Origin of the sequence: Streptomyces filamentosus (assembly GCF_014654895.1) — a bacterium.
Classification (GTDB): domain Bacteria; phylum Actinomycetota; class Actinomycetes; order Streptomycetales; family Streptomycetaceae; genus Streptomyces; species Streptomyces filamentosus.
In genome coordinates this window covers 1098850-1124721 of record NZ_BNBE01000003.1, presented here as the reverse complement: position 1 = coordinate 1124721, position 25872 = coordinate 1098850, and the positions used below count along the sequence as shown (strand labels likewise).

Below are 25872 nucleotides of genomic sequence, written 5' to 3'. Positions count from 1 at the left end.
ACCGGCCGCCGCTTCTATCGGAGACGGGTGAGATGGAGACAACGCTGCGAGGCGTGGGCGTCAGCCACGGTGTGGCGATCGGCCAGGTGCGGCACATGGGCACGGCGGTCCTCGAACCGCCGGCCAAGCAGATTCCCGCCGAGGAGGCGGAGCGCGAACAGGGGCGCGCCCGTCAGGCGGTGGAGGCCGTGGCCGCGGACCTGATCGCGCGCGGCAACCTGGCCGGCGGCGAGGCGCAGGCGGTGCTGGAGGCCCAGGCGATGATCGCCCAGGACCCGGAGCTGATCGCCGACGTCGACCGCAGGATCGCGGTCGGCAGCACGGCCGAGCGCGGCATCTACGACGCCTTCTCGCACTACCGCGAGCTGCTGGCGGGTGCCGGTGAGTACATGGCGGGCCGGGTCGCCGACCTGGACGACGTGCGGAACCGGATCGTCGCGCGGCTGCTCGGGGTGCCCATGCCCGGCGTGCCGGACAGCGACGAGCCGTACGTGCTGATCGCGCGGGACCTCGCTCCGGCCGACACCGCGCTGCTCGACCCGGCTCTGGTGCTCGGCTTCGTGACCGAGGAGGGCGGGCCGACCAGCCACAGCGCCATCCTGGCGCGTGCGCTGGGCGTGCCGGCCGTGGTGGCGCTGCCCGGCGCCGGTGACCTGGTCGAGGGCACGGAGATCGCGGTGGACGGTTCCACCGGCGAGATCTTCGTGGACCCGAGCGAGGAGAAGAAGGCGGAGCTGTCCAGGGCCGCGGAGGAGCGCAAGGCCGCTCTGTCGTCGTCCAGCGGTCCCGGCGCCACCTCGGACGGGCACAAGGTGCCGCTGCTCGCCAACGTGGGCGGTCCGGCGGACGTGCCGGCCGCGGTGGAGGCGGGTGCCGAGGGCGTCGGTCTGTTCCGTACCGAGTTCCTCTTCCTGGACGACAGCAAGAAGGCTCCGTCCGAGGAGAAGCAGGTCGAGGCGTACCGGAAGGTCCTGGAGGCGTTCCCCGAGGGCCGGGTCGTCGTGCGGGTGCTCGACGCCGGCGCCGACAAGCCACTCGACTTCCTGACGCCGGCGGACGAGCCGAACCCGGCGCTGGGCGTGCGGGGCCTGCGGTCGCTGCTCGACCACCCGGAGGTGCTGCGGACGCAGCTGACCGCGCTGGCGAAGGCCGCCGAGGGTCTGCCCGTGTACCTGGAGGTCATGGCGCCGATGGTGGCCGACCGGACGGACGCGAAGGCGTTCGCCGACGCGTGCCGCGAGGCGGGGCTGCGGGCGAAGTTCGGTGCGATGGTCGAGATCCCCTCGGCCGCGCTGCGGGCGCGCTCGATCCTCCAGGAGGTCGAGTTCCTGTCGCTCGGTACCAACGACCTGGCGCAGTACACCTTCGCGGCCGACCGTCAGGTCGGTGCGGTGTCGCGGCTCCAGGACCCGTGGCAGCCGGCGCTGCTCGACCTGGTGGCGCTGTCCGCCGAGGCGGCCAAGGCCGAGGGCAAGAGCTGCGGCGTCTGCGGCGAGGCCGCCTCGGATCCGCTGCTCGCGTGCGTGCTGACGGGTCTGGGCGTCACCTCCCTGTCGATGGGCGCGGCGTCGATCCCGTACGTGCGGGCGACGCTGGCGAAGTACACGCTCGCGCAGTGCGAGCGCGCGGCGGCCGCGGCGCGTGCCGCGGACACGGCGCACGAGGCTCGGGTCGCCGCGCAGGCGGTGCTGTCCGGGGAGTGATCCCGGAGGCTCAGCGCGTGGTCCGGAGGGGCTTCCCGTCACCTGGTGGCGGGGAGCCCCTCCGGCGTGTCCGGGGTCAGTGGTGGCCGGGATGGTGCCCGTCGGGGTCGGGGGCGAGGGGGAAGCCGGCGCGGTGGTCGACGCCGTGCTCGGGGGGCAGGGGTTCGCCGGTGCGGGCGTCGGTGCAGTAGGCGGCGAAGACCTCGGCCTCGGTGAGGGGGGCGAGGGTGCCGTCGGCGAGGCGCCAGCCGTGGAGCCGGTCGGGCCGGCCGGGGGTCATGGCCCGCAGGACGAGTCCGCCCGGTGCGGCGAGGACGATCCCGGCGGCGAGGACGGCGGCGAACTCGGCGGCCGCGGTGGGGTCGTGGTGGTCGGTGCCGTGGTCGTCGCGGACGGTGTGGAGGACGGCGAGGAGGTGGTCGTCGGCGGCGGGGACGCTGCAGACGAGGTGGTGGGTGCCCGCTCCCGCGCCGTCGAGGAGGCGCAGGAGCAGGCGGGTCGCGCGGTCGAAGGCGTCGCGGCCGAGGTCCAGGCCGCAGTCGGCGCAGTCCCCCGCGGTGGCGAGGACGGTGGTGGCGTACTCCCAGGTGGCCCGGCGGACGGCGGCGTCGACGAGTTCGGGGAGGAGGGAGGCGAGGGGCTGTCCGGTGTAGGTGACGCGGGCGCCGGTGGTGGCCAGGTGGTCGGTGAAGCGGCTGCGGCTGGAGGGGTGGTCGGGATCGAGGCCGGTCTCGGCGCAGTAGGAGGCGTACTCGTCGGGGTCGAAGAGGGTCACGGTGGTGTGGGTGCCCTGGCGGGCGAGGGTTTTGAGGAGGGCCTCGACCTCCTTGAGGTAGGTGGGGTGGTCGTCGAAGGCGAAGGTGCGGTAGCGGCGCATGGCGGCGAAGTCCCGCTCGTCGGCGAGGAGGCCGATGGTGCTGGGGATCTCGCGGCGCAGGGCGCGGCGGAGGCGGGTCGTGGTGGTGGTCGTCATGCTTCCCCCTCGGGTGCGGTGGACCGGTCACGGTCGATCAGTGCTCACTCACCGTAACTTCCGCTACTGACAGTGATGTCTTGGTGCGGGGTGCGACGCGGTCGCGGAGGAGGCGGTGCTGGGCCGCTCCGGCTCCGGCGAGGGCGAGGCCGAGGAGGGGCCAGGCGAGCGGGCCGGCGGTCATGACGCCGGTGACGAGGAGGGGGCCGGCGAAGCGCTGGGTGGACTGGGCGAGGCCGTGGACCCCGAGGTAGGCGCCCTGGGCGTCGGCGGGGGCGAGGGCCACGGAGAGTTCCCAGGAGGAGGTGGCGTGGATGATCTCGGCGAAGGTGAGGGCGACGACCGCGACGACGAGGGCGGTGACGGCGAGGGTGCGGCCGCCGGTGGCGGAGGCGGCGAGGGCGAGGGTGCCGGCGACGAAGAGGGCGGAGAGGGGGACGAGGAGGCGGCGGGCGGCCGGGGTGGTGGCGCCGAAGCGGGCGAGGGGGACCTGGAAGAGGACGACGAGGACGGTGTTGAGGACCAGGAGCAGCGGGGCGAGGCCGGCGGGGGCGGCGGTGGCGTGGACGATCCAGAGGGGGACGGCCACCTGGAGGATGGTGTCGTCGAGGAAGAGGGCCGCGTCGGTGGCGGTGTAGCCGAGGAAGGTGCGGTCGCGCCAGGGGCCGGCGGGCCTGCCCCGGGGGGCGTCGGCGGCGGTGGCGGCGACGCGGGAGGGGGCGGGCGGCTCCGCGCAGCGCAGGGTGAGGACGGCGATGGCCAGGTAGGAGAGGACGTTGCCGGCGAGGAGCCAGGTGTACGCCTGGGTGGAGCCGGTGGCGAGGGCCGCCGCGGCCCCGAGGCCGCCGATGGACCAGCCGATGTTGACGGTGGTGCGCTGGATGGCCTGGTAGCGGACGCGTTCGGGGCCCGCCTGGCGGGCGGCGTACAGCTTGACGAGGACGCTGCCGGCGCGGTCGGGGAGGGCGCCGAGGGCGGAGTAGAGGGTGAGGAGGAGGAAGTGGTCGGTGGTGAGGAGGGCGAGGAGGGTGGCGCCGCGCAGGAGTTGGGTGGCGGCGATGACGCGGACGAGGGGGAAGCGGTCGGCGAAGAACCCCGCGAGGGGGGCGCCGGCTATGCCGATGCCGCCGGAGACCGTCATGAGGAGGCCGACCTGGCCGAGGCCCAGGCCGGAGACGTAGGTGAAGTAGAGGGCGGTGCAGCCGGCCCAGAGGCCGGTGCCCGTCTTGTCGACGATGCTGACGACGAGCATGCGGCGGCCGTCGCGGCCCCCGGGGATGCGGTCGAGCGCGGTGCGGTGCCACGAGGCCGGACGGCTCACGGTTCCCCCTTGACGGGATTTATGTACTGATACATAATGTTGAACGTGGCAACACAATATGCGATTCAGGGGACGACGGCCAAGGGCATCGCCGCGTCCGTCGAACGGGGCGTGACCGAAGGCGAGCTCGCGCCCGGCGACGCGCTGCCTCCCGTGCGCAGGCTCGCGGACGAGCTCGGCGTCAGTCCCGGCACCGTGGCGACCGCCTACAAGGAGCTGCGCGGACGGGGGCTCGTGGTGACCCGCGGCCGGGGCGGCACCGTGGTCGCGGAGGCCCCCTCCGTGGCGTCCCGGCGCCCTCCGCGCGTGCCGGAGGGGCTGGTCGACCTGGCGAGCGGCCTGCCCGATCCGGCGTTCCTGCCGGTGCTGCGTCCGCCCGCCGAGGTGCGGCCGGTCTACGGCTCGCACCGGGCCGCGCCCCGGCTCGCGGCCCTGGAGGAGCTGACCCGCGCGTGGTTCCGGCGGGACGGGGTGCCCGCGGAGCGGGTGACCTTCGCCCACGGGGCGCTCGACTGCGTGGCCCGGATCCTCTCGGTGGAGCTGCGGCCCGGGGACGCGGTCGCCGTCGAGGACCCGGGCTTCCACCACCTGCTCGACCTGGTGCCCGCGCTGGGGCTGCGGACGGTGCCGGTCGCCGTCGACGGCGAGGGCGTCACGCCGGACGCCCTCCGGGCGGCACTGCGGGCCGGGGTGCGGGCGGTCGTCCTCAGCCCGCGCGCCCAGACCCCCACCGGGGCCTCCTTCTCGGCCGCGCGCCGGGACGAACTGGGGGCGCTGCTCGGCGGCTTCCCCGACGTCCTCGTCGTCGAGGACCACTACTTCGCCGGCTTCGACGGGCCCCCGGTGCCCACCCTCGGCGCGCTCGGGCCCGCCCGCTGGGCGCAGGTGCGGACGGTGTCCAAGCGGCTGGGCGTGGACCTGCGGTGGGCCGGGCTGGCCGGGGACGAGGTGACGCTCGCCCGGCACGACGGCCGGATGCTGATGACCTCCGGCTGGATCAGCCACCTGCTCCAGGAGACCGTCGTCGGGCTGCTCTCCGATCCGGAGGTGATCCGGCTGGTGGCGCGCGGGGAGGCCGCGTACGCCGAGCGGCGCGGGGCGCTGATCGGCGCCCTCGGCGCGCGGGGCGTGCGCGCGGCCGGCGCCGAGGGGCTGAACGTGTGGGTGCCGGTGCGGGACGAGTCGGCGGTGGTCAACGGGCTGCGGACGCACGGCTGGTGGGTCGCCGCGGGCGCCCGGTTCCGGATCGCCGCCCCGCCCGCCGTGCGGATCACCGCGGCCACGCTCCTGCCGGAGGCGGCGGAGCGGCTCGCGGCGGACTTCGCGGGGGTCCTCGGGGACGCGCAGGCGACGTACGGGGGGTGAGGCGGCGCCCGGGGGTGTGGCGCGGGTCACGGGAACCCGGGCGGTCCGGCGGTCAGTACCAGGTGTGGAAGCAGAGATGAGAGAGCGTTTCCGGGCCGGGGATCCCTCCGCGCTCGGCGAGGCGTACGACGCGCACGCGCGGGTGCTGTTCCAGTACGCGTACCGGATGTGCGGCGACCGGGCCGCGGCCGAGGACGCCGTGTCCGCGACCTTCCTGGAGGCGTGGCGCTGCCGGGGCAAGCTGCTCGCCGAGGGCGGGAGCCTGCGGCCCTGGCTGCTCGGCATCGCGACCAACGTGCTGCGCGGGGCCGCCCGGGAGGCGCGCCGCCGGGACGCGGCGCTGGCCAGGATGCCCGACCCCGGGGTGCTGCCGGACTTCAGCGAGGCGGTGGCCGCCCGGCTCGCCGACGAGGAGCGGCTGCGGGCCGCGCGGATCGCCCTCGGCAGGCTCCGGCGCCGGGAGCGGGAGGTGTTCACCCTCGTCGTGTGGGGCGGCCTCGACTACGCGGCCGCCGGTGAGGTGCTGGGCGTCCCCGTAGGCACCGTGCGGTCCCGGCTGTCCCGGGCCAGGGAACGGCTGCGGGCGCTGGCCGAGGCGGAGCTGCGCGCCGGGCGGCGCGGGCGGGGCCGGCGGGGCACGGGCGCCGACCCCCGTGCCGGTGCCGGTGCCGGTGGCTCTGCCGGTGCCGGATCCCCCGGTGCCAGAGCCCCGGTTGCCGGAGCCTCCGTGGCCGGTTCCCCCGCCGCCGGGGCCTCCGAGGCGTCCGCCACGCGCGCGTGGCCGCCGGAAACGCCGCCGGAAACGCCGTCCTCCCCGCCCGTGAGCACGGGCCGTACCGTCCTCGTCCCCCGCATCGCCCCGGAGAAGCAGGCATGAACGACATCGATCCCCGTCCCCAGGACACGCTGCGCGCCGAGCTGACGGAGCTGCTGCCCCCGCCGCCCGCGCCGGAGTTCGGGCCGGAGCGGGAGCGGGAGGTGCGGCGGGCCCTGATGGCCTCGGTGCGGCCGGGGCGGACGGCGGCGTGGTGGACCCGGCGGGCCGTGCGGTTCGCCGTGCCCGCGGTGGTGTGCGGGGTCGCGGCCGGGGCGGTGCTGGTCGCCGCTCCCCCGGACCCGCGCGAGCAGCGTCCGGCGGTGCGGGCGGAGGGCGCTTCCTCCGTGCTGTCGCGGGCGGCGCTCGCGGCGGCCGCCGCGCCCGCTCCGGACGCCCGCCCCGGCGAGTTCGTGTACGTGGAGAGCCTCGTCTCGCGGGCCGGGCGGCCGGCGGACGGCGGGGCGGCCGTCGTGGAACCCGTGCACCGGCGGCAGGTGTGGCTGTCGGCCGACGGGAGCCGGGCCGGGCTGCTGCGGGAGGAGGGGGCCGCCGACACGGAGCTGGCACCGCGACTGCCCGTGTACGAGCTGGACCACCGGGGCGCCACGCCGCGCGCGACGACCATGGAGCCCGCCGCGCCGTCCGTCACCGAGCCGTCGCACGCGTACGTGGCGGGGCTGCCGACCGATCCGGAAGAGCTGCTGGGGCTGGTCCGGGAGCAGACCCGGGCCGGCGGCGGGGACGCGGACCAGCGGGCGTTCGCGGCGATCGGGACGCTGCTGGCCGAGACCTGGGCGCCGCCGGGGGTGACGGCCGCGCTCTACGAGGCGGCCGCCCGGATCCCGGGGGTCGTGGTGGTGCCGTCGGCGCGGGACGCGGCGGGCCGGGAGGGCGTGGCCGTGGCCCGTACCTCCGGCGGGGAGCGGACCCAGTGGGTCTTCGACCGGTCGACGTCGGCCTTCCTCGGGGAGCGGACCGTGCTGGTCGCGGCCTCGGACGCCGGACCCGCCGGGACGGTGCTGAGCCAGACGGCGGTGCTCGCCAAGGCGGCGGTGGCGCGGGCGGGCCAGCTGCCGGGCTGACCCGCGGGCGTACGGGGCACGGCGAGGGGGCGTCCCCGCGCGGGGACGCCCCCTCGCCGTCTTCGGGGCCCGTCCGGCTCAGCCCCGGCGGGCGGCCGCCAGGGACTCGTAGAAGCGCAGCAGGCCGAGGTCGTCGACCGAGCCCGCGTTGACGGCCTTCTCCAGGGGGGTGCCCTGGAGGAGGCGCTTGACGGGGACCTCGATGCGCTTGCCGGTGAGGGTGTGCGGGACGCCGGGGACCTCGATGATCTCGTCGGGGACGTGGCGCGGCGAGAGTTCGGTGCGGATGGTGGTCCTGATCCGGGCGATCAGGTCGTCGTCGAGGGCGGCGCCCTCGACGAGGTGCACGAAGAGCGGCATCCAGTAGCCGCCGTCCGGCTCCTCCAGGCCGATGACGAGGGACTCGCGGATCTCCGGGAGCCGTTCCACGGCCTCGTAGATGTCGGCGCTGCCCATGCGGACGCCCTGGCGGTTGAGGGTGGAGTCGGAGCGGCCGTGGATGACGACCGAGCCGTGGTCGGTGATCGTGATCCAGTCGCCGTGCCGCCACACGCCGGGGAACATCTCGAAGTAGCTGTCGCGGTAGCGGCTGCCGTCGGGGTCGTTCCAGAAGTGGATCGGCATGGACGGCATGGGGTTGGTGACGACGAGTTCGCCGACCTCGCCGATGACGGGCTTGCCGGACGGGTCCCATGCCTGGAGGTCGGTGCCGAGGCCGGCGGCCTGGAGCTCGCCGATGTGCACGGGGAGGGTGGGGACGGCGCCCGCGAAGCAGGAGCAGACGTCGGTGCCGCCGCTGACGCTGGCGATCCACAGGTCCTCGCGGACCTCGTCGTGGAGCCAGCGGAAGCCGTCCGGGGGCAGCGGGGAGCCGGTGGTGGCGACGCACTGCACGGCGGACAGGTCGAAGTCTCGGCCGGGGTGGACGCCGGCCTTGGCGCAGGCCATGACGTAGGCGGCGGAGGTGCCGTACAGGGTGGCGCCGGTGCGTTCGGCGACGCGCCACTGGGCGCCGGTGTCCGGATAGCCGGGGCTGCCGTCGTACAGGACGACGGTGGTGCCGGTGAGGAGGCCGGAGACGAGGAAGTTCCACATCATCCAGCCGGTGGACGTGTACCAGAAGAAGACGTCCTCGGGGCCCAGGTCGCAGTGGAGGCCGAGCTGCTTGAGGTGTTCGACGAGGATGCCGCCCTGGGACTGGACGATCGCCTTCGGCAGGCCGGTGGTTCCGGAGGAGTACAGCACCCACAGGGGGTGGGCGAACGGCACCTGCTCGAAGACGGGTTCCGTGTCGGCGGCGACGAGGCCGTCCCAGTCGAGGGCGCCCTCGGGGGCCGGGGTGCCGAGGAGCGGGATGTGGACGACGGCGCGGAGGGTGGGGAGTTCGGCGCGCAGCTCGGCGACGGTGTCGCGGCGGTCGTGCTCCTTGCCGCCGTAGCGGTAGCCGTCGACGGCGAAGAGGACGACCGGCTCGACCTGCTGGAAGCGGTCGAGGACGGAGCGGGCGCCGAAGTCGGGGGCGCAGGAGGTCCAGACGCCGCCGACGGCGGCGGTGGCGAGGAGGGCGACGACGGCCTGGGGCACGTTCGGCAGGTAGCCGCTGACGCGGTCGCCGGGGCGGACGCCGAGGGCGCGGAGCTCGGCGGCGAGCGAGCCGACCTGGCGGCGGAGTTCGGCCCAGGTGACCGGGACCGGGTCGTGGGTCTCGTCCACGTGGAGGAGGGCCGTGTCCCCGGGGCGGTCGGCGGCGGCACGCAGGGCGTGCTCGGCGTAGTTGAGGGTGGCTCCGGGGAACCACTCGGCGCCCGGCATCGACCGGTCGCCCAGCACGCGCGCGCAGGGCGTGGAGAAACGGACGTCGAACCACTCGGCGACGGCCTTCCAGAAGGCCTCCGGCTCGTCGACGGACCAGCGGTGCAGGGTCGGGTAGCCGCCGTCGGCGGGGGCGCCGTGGTGTTCGGCGGCCCATGCCTGGAAACGGGTGACGGCGGCACGGGCGACGCGCTCCTCGTCCGGCTGCCAGAGCGGCTCGGTCGGCTCGGTGGGCGCAGTTGTCATCGGGTGGCTCCCTGGCTGTACGCGGGTCGGCGTGTGTCACGCGCACGTGCGGGGGTGTGCGCGTGACGCGGCTGACAGGACGATGCCATGGGAGCGGCGTTCGCACCAGGGTCGCCCGCACATGGACGGCGAGTTGAACATGTGCTCCCACCACGGGTGAACGGCAGCTGAACGAGGTCCGTATCGCCGCTGGTGGGTGGCAGGGTGACCTCCATGGACGGTCGTGGACTGGTGCGTTCGGTGAAGGTGTTCGGCTCGGTGCGGGGGCTCAGGACGGTACGGGTGGCGTGGCGGCGGCTGCGCGCGGACGCGGCGCTGCCGTCGCGGGGGGCGGAGCGGGCGCGGGTGCCGGGGCCCGTGGAGGGCGCCGAGGCGCTGCCGGGCGGGGGGATCGTGCGGTTCGCCCGGTCCTCGCTGCGGGTGTGCGTGTCGGCGGGCGGCACGGTCTTCTGGGGGTGGGACGGCGCCGGGCCGGAGCCCTCGTACGCGCTCGCGGGCGCGGCGCCCGAGGCGGATCCGCGGGCGGTCCTGGAGCCGGACACGGACGGCGGCTGGCGGGTGGTGTCGGAGCGGGTGACGGTGGCGGTCTCCCGGCACGGGGCGGTGGAGATCCGGACGCCGGGCGGGGTGATGCTGCGGCGGGACCTGCCGCCGCGCTGGTGGGAGCCGGTGGGCGGGGGGCCGGCGCGGTGGGCGCAGCGGGCCGAGGTGCCGGCGGACGCGCGGTTCTTCGGGCTCGGCGGGCGGGCGTCGGGGCCGCGGCTGCGGGACGGCTCGTACCGGCTGTGGAACACGGACCCGAAGGGGCGGTTCGGGCCGGAGGACGATCCGCTGTACATCACGATGCCGGTGCAGTTCGTGGTCTCGGACGCGGGGACGCACCTGGCCTTCCACGACAACACCTGGGACGGGCGGGTCACCCTGGCGGAGGGCGAGGAGGGGGCCGGGTCCGGTCACGACCGGCCGGGGACCAGCGAGGTGCGGATGGAGGGCGGTCCGCTGCGCTGCTGGGTGGTGGTCGGCACGCCCGCGCGCGTGCTGCACAACTGGGCGGCGCTGACCGGGGCCCCGGCGCTGCCGCCGGCGTGGGCGCTGGGGCCGCAGCACGCGCGCTGGGGGTTCGGCAGCGCGGCGGAGGTGCGGCGGGTGGTGGCCGGGTACCGGGAGCGGGGGCTGCCGCTGGCCGCGGTCCACCTGGACATCGACCACCACGACGGGCACCGGGTGTTCACGGTGGACCGGGAGCGGTTCCCCGACCTGCCGGGGCTGGCGGCGGAGCTGCGGGAGCAGGGGGTGCGGCTGGTGTCGATCGTCGACCCGGCGGTCGCGGCGGAACCGGGGAACGTGCTGTACGAGGAGGGGCGGGCGGCCGGGGCGTTCGTGCGGGACGCGCGGGGCGGGGAGGTGCGGGGGATGGTGTGGCCCGGGGAGTGCGCCTTCCCCGACTTCACCGATCCGGCGGTGCGGGAGTGGTGGGGAGGGCTGTACGAGGAGCGGCTGCGGCAGGGCTTCTCCGGGGTGTGGCACGACATGAACGAGCCGGTGTCCTTCGTGCCCTTCGGTGACCCGACGCTCCCCCGGTCGGCCCGGCACGCCCTGGAGGGACGGGGCGGCGACCACCGGGAGGCGCACAACGCGTACGGGCTGCTGATGGCCCGGGCGGGTTACGAGGGGCTGCGGCGGCTGCGGCCGGAGGAGCGGCCGTTCCTCTTCACGCGCGCGGGGTGGGCGGGGATGCAGCGGTACGGGGGCACCTGGTCGGGCGACGTGGCCACCGGGTGGCCGGGGCTGCGGGCCTCGCTCGCGCTGGTGCTCGGTCTGGGGCTGTGCGGGGTGCCGTACTCGGGGCCGGACGTCGGCGGCTTCGACGGGAGTCCGTCGCCGGAGCTGTTCCTGCGGTGGTACCAGCTGGGGGCGTGGCTGCCGTTGTTCCGGACGCACGCGGCGCTGGACGCGGGGCGGCGGGAGCCGTGGGAGTTCGGCCCGGAGGTGCTGGAGCACGCGCGCGCGGCGCTGGCCGAACGCGAGCGCCTCCAGCCGTACTTCGTGACGCTGTCCCGGCTGGCGCGGATGACGGGCGCGCCCTACGTACGGCCCGTGTGGTGGGGGGCGCCGGAGGACCGGGCGCTGCGGGAGTGCGACGACGCCTTCCTGCTGGGCGACGCGCTCCTGGTGGCGCCGGTGCTGCACCGGGGCGCGGACCGGCGGGCGGTGCGGCTGCCGCGCGGCCGGTGGTACGACACGGCGACCGGCGAGGCGTACGAGGGTCCGGGGCAGGTGCTGCTCGACGCGCCCCTCGCGCGCGCGGCGGTGCTGGCCCGCGCGGGCGCGGTCCTGCCGGTGCGGGGCGAGGACGGGGGGCTCGCGCTGGAGGTGTGGGCGCCGGCGGCGGGCCGGACGGGCGGCGGCCTCGTCGTCCGGGACACCGGGGACGGCTGGGAGCCGGCGGAGATCGAGCGCTACCAGTCGCGGCTCGTGGACGGGCGGGTCGTGGTGGAGCGGGTGACGGAGGACGGGCCGGCGGAGCCCGGACTGCCGGTGCGGGTGCGGGGGATGTGAGGCGGCCCGGGGCGAGGGGCGTTGTCGGACCCCCCGCCTAGCATCGGGGACATGGACCTGGAATCCCTGCGGGGCGAGGACGTCCGGCTTCCCGCCGGCGGCATGGTGACGGCGGACGGGGAGGGCAGCGCGGCGCGGCCGCTGTGGCTGAGCGACGGGCCCGCGCCCTTCGGGCTGTGGGGGCGGATAAGGGCCGCGCACGCGCGGACCGGGCTGTGGCCGCTGCTGCTCGAACCGCTCGGCGGGGACGGCGGCTTCCGGCCGTGGGCGTCGGGGGAGCTGTTCTCCGGGGGCGGTTCCCGGCCGGGCGACCACGATCCGGAGGCCGTCCTCGCGCACTGGTGGGAGGGGTGCGTCTCGGTCGGCGAGGAGGACGACCCGCTCTCCGCCGAGGAACGGCTCGCGGTCACCGCGCCCTACGGCGCGGCCTGGCCGGGGCGCGCGCCCGGGCGGGCGCCCGCGGAGGACCCCGACGCGCTCGCGGCGGAGCACGCGGACGTGCTCCTGTCCTTCGGGACCGACGCACGGCTCGGGCTGGTGGAGGCCGCCTCCGGGGCGGAGGCGCTGGCCGCCGTGGGCTGGTCGGGTCCGGCCAACCACGAGGGTGACACGGCGCGGATCGCCGCGGTCGTCGCCGACTGGGAGCGGCGCTTCGGCGCGCGGGTGTTCGCGGTCGGCTTCGACACCCTGCGGCTCTCCGTCGCCGCTCCCCCGGCCACGCCCGAGGAGGCGCTGCGCGTCGCCGCCGAGCACTTCGCCTTCTGTCCCGACAACGTGTGGCAGGAGTCGGTCGCGGACCTCGCCGCGTACGCCGGGCACCTGGTGGGAGCGGACGAGTGGACCTTCTGGTGGGACTGAGGGTCAGCCGTACGCGCCCGCGAACCACTTCCGTACGGCCTCGGTGTGGAGGGGGAAGACCAGCTCGCGGGGTTCCGGCAGGACCAGGCGGGCGGAGGTCTCCGGGGTCGGGGCGAAGGCGGGGAGCGCGTCCGCGTCGACCGGCGGGAGGAGGCCGAAGAGGAGGAGGTGCTCGGGGGAGCTGAGGGCGTCGGCGAGGCGGACGCCCCCGGCGGGGGCCACGAGGCCGGTCTCCTCGTGGAGTTCGCGGACGACGGCGGTGCGCCAGTCCTCGCCGTGGTCGACGAAGCCGCCGGGGAGGGCGGTGCCGCCGTGGCCGGGGTGGATGGCGCGGGTGACGGCGAGGAGGCCGGTGCCCGCCGGGCCCGTGACGGGGAGGAGGGCCACGGCGACCGGGAGGGGGTTGCGGTAGGCGGTGGTGCCGCAGGCGGGGCAGGTGCGGGGCCAGGCCGTGGTGCCGGGCGGGTACGGGGCTCCGCAGGCCGAGCAGTGGGAGTGGGGCACGGGGGTGGTCACGGCGTCGACCGTACGCGAGGGGGTTTCCCGGCGGGGGCCGAACTGGTAGACCCGGTGCGCATGACTCGACTTGGTGTGGTGATGCGCGCCCTCGGCGCCGCCGTCCTGCTCGTCGCGGGGGCCGCCGGCTCCCCCGCCGTCGCCCGGCCCGAGCCGAAGGCGCCGCGGGAGTTCGTGGCGCTGGACGCGGTGGACCGGACGATCCTCCAGGAGATGCGGTACACGACCGCGCACAACTTCGTGGGCGAGCCGGTCGACGGCTACCGGCAGCCGCTGTGCGTGCTGACCCGGCCGGCGGCGGAGGCGCTGCACCGCGCGCAGACGCGGCTGCTGGCCCGGGGGTACTCGCTGAAGGTGTACGACTGCTACCGGCCGCAGCGGGCGGTGGACCACTTCGTGCGGTGGGCGGAGGACCTGGCGGACGAGCGGATGAAGGCGGAGTTCTATCCGCTGGTGGCCAAGGAGCGGCTGTTCGCGGACGGATACATCGCGGAGAAGTCCGGGCACAGCCGGGGTTCGACGGTGGACCTGACGGTCGTGCGGCTGCCGGCGGCGCCCACGCGCGCGTACGTGCCGGGCGAGCCGTTGACGTCGTGCTCCGCGCCGTACGCGGAGCGGTTCCCGGACAGCTCGGTGGACATGGGGACCGGGTACGACTGCTTCGACACCCTGTCGCACACCGAGGACCCGCGGATCACGGGGGCGCAGCGGGAGAACCGGCGGCTGCTGAAGGGGGCGCTGGAGGCGGAGGGGTTCGTGAACCTGCCGGAGGAGTGGTGGCACTTCACGTTCAAGCCGGAGCCGTTCCCGTCGACGTTCTTCGACTTCCCGGTGGCGCGCAGGTCGGTGGCCGGGCACTGACGTCCTCCCCTTCCCCGTCCGGGCGGGCCGTGCCAGACTCGCCCCAGGATTCTGACGTACCGTCAGATAAGTGCGGGAGGGCCGGGAGATGACACGGACGCGCAGACCGGTGGTGGCCGGCTGGTTCACCGACGACACCGTCCCCGAAGGGGAGTTCCGGCTCCTCGGCACCCGCTGCTCGGCCTGCGCGGCGGTGTTCTTCCCGCGCGAGGACGACGCCTGCCGCAACCCGGCCTGCGCGGGCGGCGGGACGCTCGACGAGACGCCGCTGTCGCCGCGCGGGCGGGTGTGGTCGTACACCGACGGGCGCTACCGGCCGCCCGCCCCGTACGTCTCCGACCCGGACGCGCCCTGGGAGCCGTACACGCTCGTCGCGGTCGAGCTGGCGGCGGAGGGGATGGTGGTGCTCGGGCAGGCCGCGCCGGGCGTGCGGCCCGCTGACCTCGCCGTGGGAGCGGAGGTCGAGGTGGTGCCCGGGGTCCTGAACGAGGACGGGGCGCACGTGTGGACCACCTGGCACTGGCGGCCCGTGGCGGCGGAGGAGAGCGCGTGAACGACATCGCCGTCATCGGGGCCGGCATGCACCCCTGGGGCAAGTGGGGGCGGAGCTTCGTCTCGTACGGGGCCGCCGCCGCCCGCGCCGCGCTCGCCGACGCGGGCGTGGAGTGGCGGGACATCGGCGCCGTCGTCGGCGCCGACACCATGCGGTGCGGCTATCCGGGATACGTGGCCGGGGCGACCTTCGCGCAGGCGCTGGGCTGGCAGGGGGCGCGGGTGACCAGCGTGTACGCGGCCTGCGCCTCGGGCGCCCAGGCCATCGGCGCGGCCCGGGCGCAGATCCTCGCCGGGCTCGCCGACGCGGTCCTCGTCGTCGGCGCCGACTCCACCCCCAAGGGCTTCCTCGCCCCGGCCGGCGGGGAGCGGCCCGGCGACCCGGACTGGCTGCGCTTCCGGGTCCTCGGCGCCACCAACCCCGCGTACTTCGCGCTCGCCGCGCGGCGCCGGATGGCCCTGTACGGGGACACGCCGGAGGACTTCGCCCGGGTGAAGGTGAAGAACGCGGCGGCGGGGGCGCTCAACCCGCTGGCCCGCTACCGGAAGACGGTGACGGCGGAGGAGGTCGCGGGATCGGCGGTGGTCGCCGATCCGCTGCGGCTGCTCGACATCTGCGCCACCTCGGACGGCGGGGCGGCGCTGGTGCTGTCCGGCATGGACTTCGCGCGCCGGCACGGGCACCCCGATCCGGTGCGGATCCGGGCGGTGTCGACGGTCTCCCCCACCTATCCCCGGACGGTGCTCGACCTGCCCGACATCGCGACCGACTCGACCACCGCGCTCGCCCCCGGGCCGCACTCCTTCCGCGCCTCGATCGCGCGGGCGGCGTACGAGGAGGCGGGGCTCGGTCCGGAGGACCTGTCGCTGGCGGAGGTGTACGACCTGTCCACCGCCCTGGAGCTGGAGTGGTACGAGGACATCGGGCTGTGCGGGCCCGCGGAGGGCGCCGGGCTGCTGAGGGACGGGGTGACCCGGCTCGGCGGCGCGCTGCCGGTGAACACCAGCGGCGGCCTCGCCTCCTTCGGGGAGGCCGTGCCCGCGCAGGCCATCGCGCAGGTCTGCGAGCTGACCTGGCAGCTGCGGGGCACGGCGGGCGACCGGCAGGTGCCGGGGGCGCGGGCCGGGATCACCGCCAACCAGGGCCTCTTCGGGCACGGTTCGGCGGTGGTCGCGGTGCGCTGAGGCCCGGCCGGGGCCGTACCGCTCAGGTGGCCGCGGAGGCGTGCTCGCGACCGGTGAGGACGAGGGCGTGCTCGACCACGGCCACCAGGACGTCCTTGACCGACTCGCGGTCGCGGGCGTCGCACATCAGCAGCTCGACCTCGGGGTCGAGGTCGAGCGCCGCCCGCACGGTCTCCGTCGGGTAGCGCCGGGCGCCCTCGAAGCAGTTGACGGCCACCGTGAAGGGGATGCCGCGCCGCTCGAAGTAGTCGATGGCGGCGAAGCTGTCCTCCAGGCGGCGGGTGTCGGCGAGCACGATCGCGCCGAGCGCGCCCTGCGCCAGCTCGTCCCACAGGAACCAGAAGCGGTCCTGGCCGGGGGTGCCGAACAGGTACAGGACGAGGTCCTCGCGGAGCGTGATCCGGCCGAAGTCCATGGCGACCGTCGTGGTCGTCTTGGCCTCGACGCCGTGCAGGTCGTCCACGGGCCGGCCGGCCTCGGTGAGGACCTCCTCGGTCCGCAGCGGACGGATCTCGCTGACCGCGCCGACCAGCGTCGTCTTGCCGACCCCGAACCCGCCGGCGACCAGGATCTTCAGGGTCACCGGCTCGACGGGGGTCTTCTTGCGGCTAGAGCGCCCGAAGGCCATTGATCACCTCGCGGAGGATGCTCACGTCCGGCAGCTGGGCCGGCGGAACGGGGCGGGTCACGTGCACGAGTTCCTCGTCGACGAGGTCGCCGACCAGGACGCGGACCACCCCGACGGGGAGGTCGAGTCCGGCGGCGAGCTCGGCGATCGACTGGGGCTGCTCGAAGCAGCGTTCGACGATCTCCACGTGCTCCGGGGAGAGCGTCTGGTCGCGACCGGGGTCGTCGGCGGCCGGTTCGGGGACCACCACCGCGATGAGGTCGAGCCGGTGGCGTCCGGCGGCGCTCGTCCGGCCCCGGGTCATCGCGTACGGGCGGACGACCGGTCCCGCCTCGTCGTCGTACCAGTGATGGACGCCCGTACGCCGGCCGGGGGCTTCCCGGCCGGGCTGGTTCCGCTCGGCTTCGTCGCTCATGCGGGACGGCTCACCCTCCCGTGGACAGACCGGTCCGGGGGGCCGTGCCGAGATGGGTGCCGACCCGCTTCACCATGAGGGTCATCTCGTAGGCGACCTGGCCGACGTCGGAGTCGGCGTCGGCGAGGACGGCGAGGCAGCTGCCGTCGCCCGCGGCGGTGACGAAGAGGAACGCGTCCTCCAGCTCGACCACGGTCTGGCGGACCTTGCCCGCCTCGAAGTGGCGGCCGACGCCCTTGGCGAGGCTGTGGAAGCCGGAGGCGACGGCGGCGAGGTGCTCGCCGTCCTCCCGGCTGAGGTCCTTCGACGCGCCGGTGGGCAGGCCGTCGCTGGACAGCACCAGGGCCTTGCGGATCGCGGCGACGCGCTGGACCAGCTCGTCGAGGAGCCAGTTCAGTTCGCCGTCGCCCTGCACGGGGCTGCTGGTGCTTGCTGCGGCGTTCGGTGCGGTCATCGACCGTCCCCCTCGGGTGTCGTTCCGTGTGCTGTGCTGTCGTCCGGGTCCGAGCCGTGCAGGCGTCCGCGCTGCCAGCCGCGCTGCATGGCGGCCATGCGGGCCCGCACCTCCTCGGCGTCGCGCTCGAAGTCGTCCCCCGCGGAGTCCCGGCCCGCGGTCTCCTGCCCGGTCCGGCCGTCGCCCGCGGCGGCGGGCCGGCCGGGCTCGCGCAGCTGCGGCGCGAGGCTCGCCTGACGGACCCGGCGCGGGAGCCCGTCGAGCCCCGCGGGGGCGCCGTCGCCCCCGGGCCGCGGGCCGGACGCCTCCGGGCGCGTCCCGGCAGGCTCCGGGCGCGTGCCGGTGCCTTCCGGGCGGATGCCGGTGCCTTCCGGGCGGACGCCGGTGCCTTCCGGGCGGACGCCGGTGCCTTCCGGGCGGACGGGGACGAGGGTGGGGCCGGTGGGGCGCGCCGGGCCGGGGGCGGGGTGGGCGCGGCCGGGCTCGTCCAGCCGGCGGCCGCGGTCGACGACCAGGGTCGGCTGGCGGCGGCGGGGCAGCGGCACCGGGGCGGTGCGGGCGTCGGCGGGCGGGCGGTCCTCCCCGTCGGGGGCCGTGCCCTGGTCGGGGACCTGCTGGTGCTGCTCGCCCGCCGGCAGCGGGCCGGTGCGGCGGCGCTGGGGGCGGAAGAGCCCGCCGCGCTCGCTGTCGCTGTCGAGGAGGTCGGCGGAGCGGTCAAGGAGCGTGCCGAGGTCCTCGGGGCCGAGCGGCGGCTCCAGCTCGACCGGGCCGTCCAGGGGGCGGGCGAAGGCGTCGTCCGCCGCGCCCGTCTCGTCGGCGAGGTCGGGGACGCGGGCGAGAGCGGGCCGGCGCTGCGGCAGGGGGGCGTCGCCGAGCACGGACGCGGGCGCCCCGGAGGCCGTGACGGGGGATTCCCGGGTGGGGCGGGGGTCGCCCTCCTGGGCGCGCGGGTCCAGGCCCTTGCGGTCGAGGCGGAAGCCAGCGCCCTGCGTCTCGGGGGCGTCGGTGAGCAGCGCGGCCGGGATGAAGACGACCGCGGTGGTGCCGCCGTACGGGGAGGTCTGGAGGGAGACGCGGACGTTCTGTCGCTGGGCGAGCCGGCTTACCACGAAGAGGCCGAGGCGGTCGGTGTCGGAGAGCTCGAACTCGGGGGTCTCCGCGAGCCGCAGGTTGGCGTCGAGGAGGACCTCGGGGCTCATGCCGAGGCCGCGGTCGTGGATCTCCAGGGTGAAGCCGTTGGCGACGCGCTCGCCGAGGACCTGGACGGCGGTGTGCGGGGGCGAGAACACGGTGGCGTTCTCGAGGAGTTCGGCGATGAGGTGGGTGAGGTCGGCGACGGCGGGGCCGCCGACGCCGAGCCGGGGCAGCCGGCGGACCTCGACGCGCTCGTAGTCCTCGACCTCGGCGACGGCGGCGCGGACCACGTCCATCAGCTGGACGGGCTTGCGCCACTGCCGGGAGGGGGCGGCGCCGGAGAGGATCACCAGGCCCTCGGCGTGGCGGCGCATGCGGGTGGTGAGGTGGTCGAGGCGGAAGAGGTCCGCGAGCTCCTCGGTGTCCTCGGTGCGCCGCTCCATGGTGTCGAGCAGGGTGAGCTGGCGGTGGAGCAGCACCTGGTTGCGGCGGGCCAGGTTGACGAAGACCTCGGAGACGCCGCGCCGCATCTCGGCCTGCTTGACGGCGGCCTCGACGGCGGCGCGCTGGAGGGTGTTGAGGGCCTGGCCGACCTGGCCGACCTCGTCCTGGCCGTACCGCAGGTGGGGGACCTCGGTCTCGACGTCGACGTGCTCGCCGGCGGCGAGGCGGCGCATGACGCTGGGCAGCCGGACGCCGGAGACCTCCTGGGACTCCTTCTGGAGGCGCCGCAGGTCGCGGACGAGGGAGCGGCCGACGCGGACCGAGATGCCGACGGAGGCGAGGAGGGCGAGGAAGCCGAGGACGCCGGCGAAGCCCGCCTTGAGCAGGACGCTGTAGGCGGCGGGCTGGACGCGCTCCTGGTAGCGGTCGCCCGCGGCGGTGTTCGCGCGGGCGAGCTCGTCGAGGACGGGGCTGGCCTCGTCCTGCCAGTAGGCGGCGGTGGCGCTCTTGGGCCGCTCGGTCGGGCCCTCCGCGATGAACGCCTCCTCCGCGGTGCGCAGGGCCGTCGTCTCGGGGCTGCGCCAGTACTGCTCGAAGCGCTGCCGCTCGGAGGCGGGGAGGAGTTCGAGGTTGACCTCGTAGAACTGCTTGCGGACGGCGACGAGGTCGGAGACGGCGCGGATCTCCTGGGCGGTGACGCGGTCGGCGACGAGCGCGGAGAGGACCAGGGCGTCCTCGCGGGAGAGGAGTTCGCGGGCCCGGGTGATGCCGACGAGGGCGCGGCCCTGCTTGTCCATCTCGACGTTCTCCAGCGCGTGGAGGGTGACGAGGAAGCTGTAGCAGGGGTCCACGAGCCGGTTGTAGAACTCCAGGGCCTGGAGCCGGCCTATGTTGCGCCGCTCGACGGAGCGGCGCAGGGATTCCAGCTCCCCGAAGGCGGTGAGGAGCGAGTTGAGCTTCTGGGTGGTGACCGGGCGCATCTCCTCGCGGACGCCGGGGTCCTCGGCGTTGGCCCGGATCCGGTCGATCTGGCGGTCGGTGGCGAGGCGGGCCTCGCGGAGCTGGGCCAGGGCTTCCGAGCCGCGCGGGTCGGCGAGGTAGACGAGGGACTGGCGGCGTTCGAGCTGGATGACCCGGGCCGTGTCCTCGATGGGGTAGCCGACCTTGTCGACGATGTAGCCGACGTCGAGGAGCTGGTCCGCCTCGCGTCCGGTGAGGACGGTGGCGAAGCCCCAGAGGCCGGTGAGGGAGACGAGCGGTACGAGGAGCAGCGCCACGATCTTCCTGCGGATGGACTTCCCGCGAAAGCGCATGGCCTCCCCCAGTACGGCCTCCGCGGCCACGGAGGTCCCTCGAACGGCGTCGCCGCGTCAACACGGCACGTCAACCTTCGGTTTCAACAAAAATCAGCGTGAGCCTACTACTGCATCAGAGCCATCTCGAAGGTATGTCTGGGCGATTTTCAGCCTGTCGAGTGAGCGTTGATCATGAGATGTCCTGGTATTGCGGGAGTTCGGGTCGACCACTGTGGCGCAGGACACGGAGCGTTGCACTCTTTCCCGCCGGAGGGTCAATGGCTGGAATCGTTCGTTCCGTTCGCTCCGATCGCGACAGAATTCGCGAAGGAGAGTGAAGTGGGGAAACCTTTTCCCTGTCCGAAGCGTCATGAAGTGCGGGGGGTGCTCCGTCCGGCGCGGCCGGGGGAGCGCGATGACCGCGCGCGCCGTGTAGAACCGCCGGAAGCGGGCAGCCACCCCCTGGGAGCGTCGTGCGGTGGGGAGTGACAGGACATGGAAGACGAGGCGCGGATCCCGCGTCAGCTGTGGGTGGAGGACGACCGGGGCCGACGGAGGCTGCCGGATCCGGTGCGGAACGCGGCGGTGCGGGCGGTGATGATCACGTCGGTGACGCTCATCCTGGCCGTGGTCGCCTTCCTCACCTCGGTCGCCGGCTCCTGGCTGGCCTATCCGATGACGATAGCGGCCGTGGTCGCGACGGTCGTCGCCACCTGGAGCGTGCTGGACATCTGGATCACCCGCCAGGTGTGGCGCCAGCGCAACGGCGTGGTCTCCGAACCGAGCAGCACCGCCTACGCGGCGCGCCGGGAGCGGATCGCGGAGGAGCAGGCCGCTTAGGGCTGCCGCCGCAGTGAGGCGTACGAGGGCCCGCCCCCTGGGGGGCGGGCCCTCGGCGTGTCCCGGGGGCGGGCCGTCGGCGTGTCCCGGGGCGCCGCGTGCCTCCGGTCACTCGGCGGGGCGGGGCTCCACGTCCTGGTGGCGGCGGAACATGCGGGTCGCCGTGATCTCGCCGTGGATCGTCTCGCCCTCGGAGGCCGGCTGCGGCAGGCCCGGCCGCAGGTGCTCCTCGACGCTGATGTACTTCAGGCCGGCCCGCAGGTCCGCGTCGTTGCGCAGCCGGATCACGAGGGGGAACTCGGCGAGCGCCGTCGTGTCGAACAGGCCGGTGGTGTACAGGAGCTGGACGCCCAGCGCGTCCGACACGGCCCGCTGGAGCTCCAGCAGGTACGTGGCGTTGGCGCGGCCGATCGGGTTGTCGAGGAACAGCGTGCCCGCGTGCCGGTGCTTGTCCCGGCCCCGGTCGTTGGAGCGGAGCGCCGCCATCGTGCAGTACAGGGCAATGGCCGCGGTGAGCAGCTGGCCGCCGGAGAAGACGTCGCCCATCTGCCCGACGGGCACCCGCTCGGCGCGCAGCACCGCGTCCGGCTTGAGGATCTCGACGGCGACGCCCTTCGGTTCGAGCGCCGCCTGCACCCCGCGCAGCAGCAGGGACATGCCGTCGCGGCGCAGGTCGGAGTTCTTCCGCACGGCCGCGCGGGTCGCCTCGTCGACGACCTCGCCGAGCCGCTCGGCGAGGGTGGCCTGGTCGGGCTCCTCGAAGCGGATCCGCAGGAACTCCTGGCCGGACCACTCCCCCAGCCCCTCGGGGAGGCGGGAGAGCCGCTGGGCGGAGCGGAGCGTGGCGAGCGAGCTCTCCACGAGGCCGCGCAGCCGGTCCACGATCGAGTCGCGGTTGCGCTCCAGCTGCGCCAGCTCGTCGGTGAGCACGCGCAGGCGGGGGGCGAACGCCTCGGCCCACCGGGCGGCGTGCTCGGGCAGCGCGGAGGCGGGCAGCTCGCGGATCTGCTGGCGGGCCGGGGTGCGGACCTGCTCGTAGCGGGTGGAGTTGGCGTGCCGGACGAGGATGTCGCTCGCCTCGCGGACGGCGGCGTCGGCGGCCGACAGCTCGGCGGCGCAGGAGCGCAGCGCCCGCCGGGCCTCGCCGGCGGCGGTCCTGGCCTCCTCCAGGGAGCCGGGGTACGGCTCCTGCTCCTTGGGCTCCTCCTCCGCGTGGTCGCGCAGCAGGTCGCGCAGGAGCGCGGCCGTCTCGTCGAAGCCGCCCGCCCCGTCCTCGGCGGCCCGGTGGTCGCGCAGCAGCCCGGCGTGGGCGGCCCGCGCCGCCTCCAGGGCGTCGCTGCGGGCGGCGAGTTCGGCGCTCGCGGTGCGCAGCAGGGCCTGCGCCCGGTCGGCGTCGTCCGGGACCAGCTCCTCGGGCAGCTCGGTGTGGGCCCCGCCGTCCTCGGGGGCCAGCCGCTCGGACTCGCCGCGCAGCCGGCCGAGCTTCTCGCTCGCCTCGGAGGCGCGGGTCTCCAGCATCTGCACCAGGGACTCGGCGCGGGCCGCGGCGGCCTGCCGGGACGGGCCGTCGGCGCCGTCGGTGGACTCCAGGAGCTGCTCGGCGCGGGTGCGGACCTTGTTGGTGAGCCGGTCCAGTTCGGCGAGGGCGGCGGACTCGTCGCTCTCGGCACGGGCCTGCTCGGCGCGCAGGTCGGCGCCGACGCCGACCTTCTCGTACACCTGGGAGGCGGCGCGGTACGCCTCGCGGAGGGTGGGGAGCGCGGCGCGGGGCGCCCCGGCGTCCCCTTCCGGGAGCTGCTCGGGGGCACCGGCGATCTCCGCGCGCTCGGCGCGCAGCGCGCGGGCGGTGCGGTGGGCGTCGTCGGCGGCGCGCTGGGCGGCCCGGCGGTCCTCGTCGGCGGCCCGCGCGCGCTCCAGGCAGGTCTGGGCGCGGGCCTCGGCCTCGGCCGCGTCGTCGGCGAGCTCGCGGAGCTTGGCCTGCCAGGCGGAGCGCTCGCGGAGCCGGAAGGCGAGGCCGGCGAGGGCGTCGGCGGCCCGGCGGGCCCGCTGGGCCGCCTCCTGGCGCTCGTCGCGGACGGCGAGGGCCTCGGCGGCGGTCTCCTCGGCCTCCGCGCGCGCGGCGCGGGCCTCGTCCAGGACGGCGCGGGCGGTCTCGGCGGCCTCGCGGGCCGCGGTGGCGGCGGCGGCGAGCTCGGCGAGCATGCCGGGCGGGCAGTCGGCGCGCCAGGCGCCGATCCGGGCGGCGAGGGCCCGGTCTCCGGCGAGCCGGGCGGCGAGGGCGCGGATCTCCTCGTCGCGGGCGGCGGCCCGCGCGCGCAGCGCCTGCCGCTCCTCGTCGGCGGCGTGCTCGTCGTGCATGGCCGGGTTCGGCGGCACGAGGAAGACGCCGGTGTCCTCGCCGGCCTCCTGCGCCGGTACGGGGGCGAGGAGGGCGGCGGCGGTGCCGACGGCGACGGCGGAGCGGGGCAGCAGGGCGGCCGCGCCGAGGGCCTCGCGGGCGCGGCCGTACGAGACGGGGTCGGTGATGACGACGCCGTCGACGAGCTCGGGGCGGGCGGCCAGCACGCGCGCGTGGTCGGCGGGGTCGACGGACTGGGCGAGGTAGCGCCAGCCGGGCAGGGCGGGGATGCCGTGCTCGCCGAGGAACTCGACGGTGGCGAGGACGTCGGGGCCGGGCGGCAGCAGGCCGCCGTCGCCGAGGGCGCCGAGGATGCGGGAGTCGTCGGCGGCGGCGGTCCGCAGGTCGAAGAGCTGGCGTTCGGCGGAGGAGACGGCCCCGTCGAGCAGCCGGCGCAGCTCCTCGGCGTAGCGGTCGAAGTCGGGGACGGAGAGCGGGCCGTGCGGGGCGTGCGGGCCGGGGCCGTCCTCGTCGGGGTGGGGGGCGGGGGGGTGCGGGGCTTCGGCGCGGGGGGCGTCCGGGCGGGAGGCACCGGCGCCGGGGAGACCGAGGAGTTCGGCGAGGCGTTCCTCGCCGGCCAGCGCCTCGGCGGCACGGTGCTCGGCGTCGTGGGCGCGGACCGCGGCCTCGGCGGCGTGGGCCGCGCGGGCGGCGGCGAGTTCGGCGCGGGACTCGGCGGCGGCCGTCTCCCGGGCCCGCTCGCTCGCGGTGCGGGCCGTCTCGCGGGCGGCGTCCCAGGCGGCGACGGCGGTCTTCTCGGCGTCGGCGGCGGCGAGGGCGGCCCGGGCCGGGTCGGCGTCGGGGGCGGAGTCGTCGAGCCAGCCGGCCCGGACGGCCTCGGCGGTCTCCTGCTCGACCTCGGCGAGGCGCTGGCGCAGGTGGCCGGCCTCGCTGCGGGCGCGCTGGGCTTCGGTGGCGGCGGCGGTGGCGTCCCGGTGGGCGGCCTCGCCGACCTCCTGGAGGGCGGTGGACCGTTCCTCCTCCTCGGCCGCGTGGCGCTCGCCCTCCTCGGCGGCGGAGGCCAGGGCCCGTACGAGGTCGGCGGCGGCCTCGGCGCGGGCGGCGAGGGCCGGGGCGGCGTCGCGCTCGGCCTCGCGGATGGCGGCGGCCACGCGCGCGGAGCGGTCGCCCGCGGCGCGGTGACGGAGCACCGACTCGGTGGCCTGCCAGGCGGAGTGCAGGGTGCGGGCCTCGATCAGCTCGCGGCGCTGGGAGGCGGCGCCCTTCTCGGCGGCGGCGAGCGCCAGGGAGGCGTGCCGGTAGGCGAGTTCGGCGGCGATGAGGGCGCTGCGCTCGCGGGCCGCCCCGGCCTCGGAGACGGCGTCGGCGGCCGCGGTGACCCGCTGGGCGAGTTCGGCGGCCCGCGCGCGCTCCCCCGCGGCCCGGCCGGAGAGCCGGCGGGCGAGGGTGCGGGTGCGGCGCTCGGCCGCCGCGTGGACCTCGCGGGCGCGGGACCGGGTGCCGGCCGCGTCCACGATGCGGTTCAGGAGGTCGACGGACCCGGCGGTGAAGTCGCGTTCGGCGGTGAGTTCGGCGCGGCGGCCGAGCTTGTTGCCGAAGCCGCCGACGAGGTCGGCGAGGCCGTCGGTGTCGCGGGTGTCGGTGACCGCGCGGAGGAGGAGGTCGGTGAAGTCGGAGTCCTTCTTGACCGCGAAGAGGCCGGCGGCCTCGCCCTCGTCGGCGTTCATCTCGCGCTGGTAGCGGAAGAGTTCGGGGTCGAGGCCGAGCTCGCCGAGGTGCTCGTTCCAGCGGTCGTGGATCTCCTCCCAGACCACGTCGAGGTGCGGGTACGCCTTCCCGGCCTCGGTGAGGGCGTCGCGGAAGCCCTTCATGGTGCGGCGGCGGCCGGAGGCTCCGGAGGCGCCCTCGGCGGCGGGGCGGACGGAGGTCGCCTCGGCGACCGGCAGGTTGTCCAGGCTGAGGCCGGGGCCGGGGCGGAAGGAGTACCACGCCTCGGCGAACTTCCGCGGGTCGTTGGAGACCTGGCGGCCGCGCCACTCGCTGACCTTGCCGACGACGACGAGTTCGCCGGTGAGGGTGTGCTGCCACTCCAGGGCGACGTGCCCGCAGTCGTCGGCGAGCAGGAACTTGCGGAGCACGCCGGAGCTGGCGCCGCCGAGGGTGTTGCGGTGGCCCGGGAGCATCACCGAGAAGATCAGCTTGAGGAGGACGGACTTGCCGCCGCCGTTCTCCAGGAAGAGCACGCCCGCGGGGGCGGGGCGGCGCGGCGGGCCGACGGGCTCCTCCTCGAAGAACTCCGCCTGGGTGGGGGCGGGGTTCGGCACGGGCGCGCCGACGCCGCGCAGGTCCAGGACGGTGTCGGCGTAGCGGGCGCCGGCGGGGCCGATGGAGTAGAGGCGGACCCGGGACAGCTCGTACATGCGGCGGACTCTCGTGCTGAGGACGGTGGTTGC

Annotated in this window: 19 protein-coding genes; 10 read left to right on the top strand and 9 right to left on the bottom strand. The window is 76.0% G+C overall.

The window, feature by feature from the left end; genetic code table 11:
- Positions 1-32 precede the first annotated feature (32 nt).
- The gene (ptsP, locus tag IE326_RS32560) at positions 33-1703 is read left to right on the top strand and encodes a phosphoenolpyruvate--protein phosphotransferase (RefSeq protein WP_150227173.1); all 1671 of its coding nucleotides are present in this window, start codon (positions 33-35) and stop codon (positions 1701-1703) included.
- A 76-nt stretch (positions 1704-1779) separates the two neighbouring features.
- Here ptsP and IE326_RS32555 read toward each other — a convergent pair whose 3' ends face one another.
- Entirely contained in the window at positions 1780-2676 is an 897-nt protein-coding gene (locus tag IE326_RS32555; protein ID WP_190044050.1) for a DUF8829 domain-containing protein, read from the bottom strand.
- Between the two features lie 37 nt (positions 2677-2713).
- A complete protein-coding gene (locus tag IE326_RS32550) occupies positions 2714-3997 on the bottom strand; it encodes an MFS transporter (protein WP_308440349.1) in 1284 nt (427 codons plus the stop codon).
- 45 nt (positions 3998-4042) lie between these two features.
- Here IE326_RS32550 and IE326_RS32545 point away from each other — a divergent pair, with 45 nt between their 5' ends.
- The 3 genes from IE326_RS32545 (at position 4043) to IE326_RS32535 (ending at position 7261) form a co-directional block, all read left to right on the top strand.
- Positions 4043-5362: a GntR family transcriptional regulator gene (locus IE326_RS32545; protein WP_190044049.1), complete on the top strand. Its 1320-nt coding sequence runs from the start codon at positions 4043-4045 to the stop codon at positions 5360-5362.
- A 76-nt stretch (positions 5363-5438) separates the two neighbouring features.
- Positions 5439-6239, top strand: a complete 801-nt coding sequence (locus IE326_RS32540) for an RNA polymerase sigma factor (RefSeq protein WP_229915751.1) — start codon at positions 5439-5441, stop codon at positions 6237-6239.
- Positions 6236-7261: a CU044_5270 family protein gene (locus IE326_RS32535; RefSeq protein ID WP_190044048.1), complete on the top strand. Its 1026-nt coding sequence runs from the start codon at positions 6236-6238 to the stop codon at positions 7259-7261. The genes IE326_RS32540 and IE326_RS32535 overlap by 4 nt, the downstream gene beginning before the upstream one ends.
- A 78-nt stretch (positions 7262-7339) precedes the next feature.
- On the opposite strand, the gene IE326_RS32530 is transcribed toward IE326_RS32535, so the two are convergent.
- Positions 7340-9319 (bottom strand): acetoacetate--CoA ligase, encoded by a 1980-nt coding sequence (locus tag IE326_RS32530; protein WP_190044047.1) that lies wholly within the window; start codon positions 9317-9319, stop codon positions 7340-7342.
- A 213-nt stretch (positions 9320-9532) separates the two neighbouring features.
- Between IE326_RS32530 and IE326_RS32525 the strand changes: the two genes are divergently transcribed.
- Positions 9533-11878 (top strand): glycoside hydrolase family 31 protein, encoded by a 2346-nt coding sequence (locus IE326_RS32525; RefSeq protein ID WP_150227178.1) that lies wholly within the window; start codon positions 9533-9535, stop codon positions 11876-11878.
- A gap of 51 nt (positions 11879-11929) precedes the next feature.
- Positions 11930-12736: a DUF4253 domain-containing protein gene (locus tag IE326_RS32520; protein ID WP_190044046.1), complete on the top strand. Its 807-nt coding sequence runs from the start codon at positions 11930-11932 to the stop codon at positions 12734-12736.
- A 3-nt stretch (positions 12737-12739) separates the two neighbouring features.
- On the opposite strand, the gene IE326_RS32515 is transcribed toward IE326_RS32520, so the two are convergent.
- Positions 12740-13252 carry an NUDIX domain-containing protein gene (locus tag IE326_RS32515; protein ID WP_229915750.1) on the bottom strand — a complete coding sequence of 171 codons (513 nt, stop codon included), beginning with the start codon at positions 13250-13252 and terminating at the stop codon, positions 12740-12742.
- A gap of 60 nt (positions 13253-13312) precedes the next feature.
- Between IE326_RS32515 and IE326_RS32510 the strand changes: the two genes are divergently transcribed.
- The 3 genes from IE326_RS32510 to IE326_RS32500 all read left to right on the top strand — a co-directional run bounded on the left by IE326_RS32510 (position 13313) and on the right by IE326_RS32500 (position 15850).
- A complete protein-coding gene (locus IE326_RS32510) occupies positions 13313-14113 on the top strand; it encodes a M15 family metallopeptidase (protein ID WP_150227180.1) in 801 nt (266 codons plus the stop codon).
- Between the two features lie 88 nt (positions 14114-14201).
- Complete coding sequence (locus IE326_RS32505; RefSeq protein ID WP_190044045.1) at positions 14202-14666, top strand: Zn-ribbon domain-containing OB-fold protein; 465 nt, start codon at positions 14202-14204, stop codon at positions 14664-14666.
- Complete coding sequence (locus tag IE326_RS32500; RefSeq protein ID WP_190044044.1) at positions 14663-15850, top strand: lipid-transfer protein; 1188 nt, start codon at positions 14663-14665, stop codon at positions 15848-15850. Before IE326_RS32505 ends, IE326_RS32500 begins: the two co-directional genes overlap by 4 nt.
- Before the next feature lie 22 nt (positions 15851-15872).
- On the opposite strand, the gene IE326_RS32495 is transcribed toward IE326_RS32500, so the two are convergent.
- The 4 genes from IE326_RS32495 to IE326_RS32480 are packed head-to-tail and all read right to left on the bottom strand — an operon-like array spanning position 15873 to position 20238.
- On the bottom strand, positions 15873-16478 hold the full coding sequence (locus tag IE326_RS32495; protein ID WP_150227183.1) for a GTP-binding protein: 606 nt from the start codon (positions 16476-16478) through the stop codon (positions 15873-15875).
- Positions 16459-16893, bottom strand: a complete 435-nt coding sequence (locus IE326_RS32490; RefSeq protein WP_030762873.1) for a DUF742 domain-containing protein — start codon at positions 16891-16893, stop codon at positions 16459-16461. Before IE326_RS32490 ends, IE326_RS32495 begins: the two co-directional genes overlap by 20 nt.
- 10 nt (positions 16894-16903) lie before the next feature.
- Positions 16904-17347 (bottom strand): roadblock/LC7 domain-containing protein, encoded by a 444-nt coding sequence (locus IE326_RS32485; protein WP_150227184.1) that lies wholly within the window; start codon positions 17345-17347, stop codon positions 16904-16906.
- The gene (locus IE326_RS32480; protein ID WP_190044043.1) at positions 17344-20238 is read right to left on the bottom strand and encodes a nitrate- and nitrite sensing domain-containing protein; all 2895 of its coding nucleotides are present in this window, start codon (positions 20236-20238) and stop codon (positions 17344-17346) included. The genes IE326_RS32485 and IE326_RS32480 overlap by 4 nt, the downstream gene beginning before the upstream one ends.
- A gap of 477 nt (positions 20239-20715) precedes the next feature.
- On the opposite strand from IE326_RS32480, the gene IE326_RS32475 reads away from it, so the two are divergent.
- Entirely contained in the window at positions 20716-21060 is a 345-nt protein-coding gene (locus IE326_RS32475) for a hypothetical protein (protein WP_190044042.1), read from the top strand.
- A 108-nt stretch (positions 21061-21168) separates the two neighbouring features.
- Here IE326_RS32475 and IE326_RS32470 read toward each other — a convergent pair whose 3' ends face one another.
- Positions 21169-25839, bottom strand: a complete 4671-nt coding sequence (locus IE326_RS32470) for a hypothetical protein (RefSeq protein ID WP_190044041.1) — start codon at positions 25837-25839, stop codon at positions 21169-21171.
- Positions 25840-25872 lie beyond the last annotated feature (33 nt).

Bases quoted from the DNA above. Each gene is read 5' to 3' on its own strand.
- ptsP (WP_150227173.1), top strand. From the start codon at position 33: ATGGAGACAACGCTGCGAGGCGTGGGCGTCAGCCACGGTGTGGCGATC.
- IE326_RS32555 (WP_190044050.1), bottom strand. From the start codon at position 2,676: ATGACGACCACCACCACGACCCGCCTCCGCCGCGCCCTGCGCCGCGAG.
- IE326_RS32540 (WP_229915751.1), top strand. From the start codon at position 5,439: ATGAGAGAGCGTTTCCGGGCCGGGGATCCCTCCGCGCTCGGCGAGGCG.
- IE326_RS32535 (WP_190044048.1), top strand. From the start codon at position 6,236: ATGAACGACATCGATCCCCGTCCCCAGGACACGCTGCGCGCCGAGCTG.
- IE326_RS32530 (WP_190044047.1), bottom strand. From the start codon at position 9,319: ATGACAACTGCGCCCACCGAGCCGACCGAGCCGCTCTGGCAGCCGGAC.
- IE326_RS32525 (WP_150227178.1), top strand. From the start codon at position 9,533: ATGGACGGTCGTGGACTGGTGCGTTCGGTGAAGGTGTTCGGCTCGGTG.
- IE326_RS32520 (WP_190044046.1), top strand. From the start codon at position 11,930: ATGGACCTGGAATCCCTGCGGGGCGAGGACGTCCGGCTTCCCGCCGGC.
- IE326_RS32510 (WP_150227180.1), top strand. From the start codon at position 13,313: ATGACTCGACTTGGTGTGGTGATGCGCGCCCTCGGCGCCGCCGTCCTG.
- IE326_RS32505 (WP_190044045.1), top strand. From the start codon at position 14,202: ATGACACGGACGCGCAGACCGGTGGTGGCCGGCTGGTTCACCGACGAC.
- IE326_RS32495 (WP_150227183.1), bottom strand. From the start codon at position 16,478: ATGGCCTTCGGGCGCTCTAGCCGCAAGAAGACCCCCGTCGAGCCGGTG.
- IE326_RS32490 (WP_030762873.1), bottom strand. From the start codon at position 16,893: ATGAGCGACGAAGCCGAGCGGAACCAGCCCGGCCGGGAAGCCCCCGGC.
- IE326_RS32485 (WP_150227184.1), bottom strand. From the start codon at position 17,347: ATGACCGCACCGAACGCCGCAGCAAGCACCAGCAGCCCCGTGCAGGGC.
- IE326_RS32480 (WP_190044043.1), bottom strand. From the start codon at position 20,238: ATGCGCTTTCGCGGGAAGTCCATCCGCAGGAAGATCGTGGCGCTGCTC.
- IE326_RS32475 (WP_190044042.1), top strand. From the start codon at position 20,716: ATGGAAGACGAGGCGCGGATCCCGCGTCAGCTGTGGGTGGAGGACGAC.
- IE326_RS32470 (WP_190044041.1), bottom strand. From the start codon at position 25,839: ATGTACGAGCTGTCCCGGGTCCGCCTCTACTCCATCGGCCCCGCCGGC.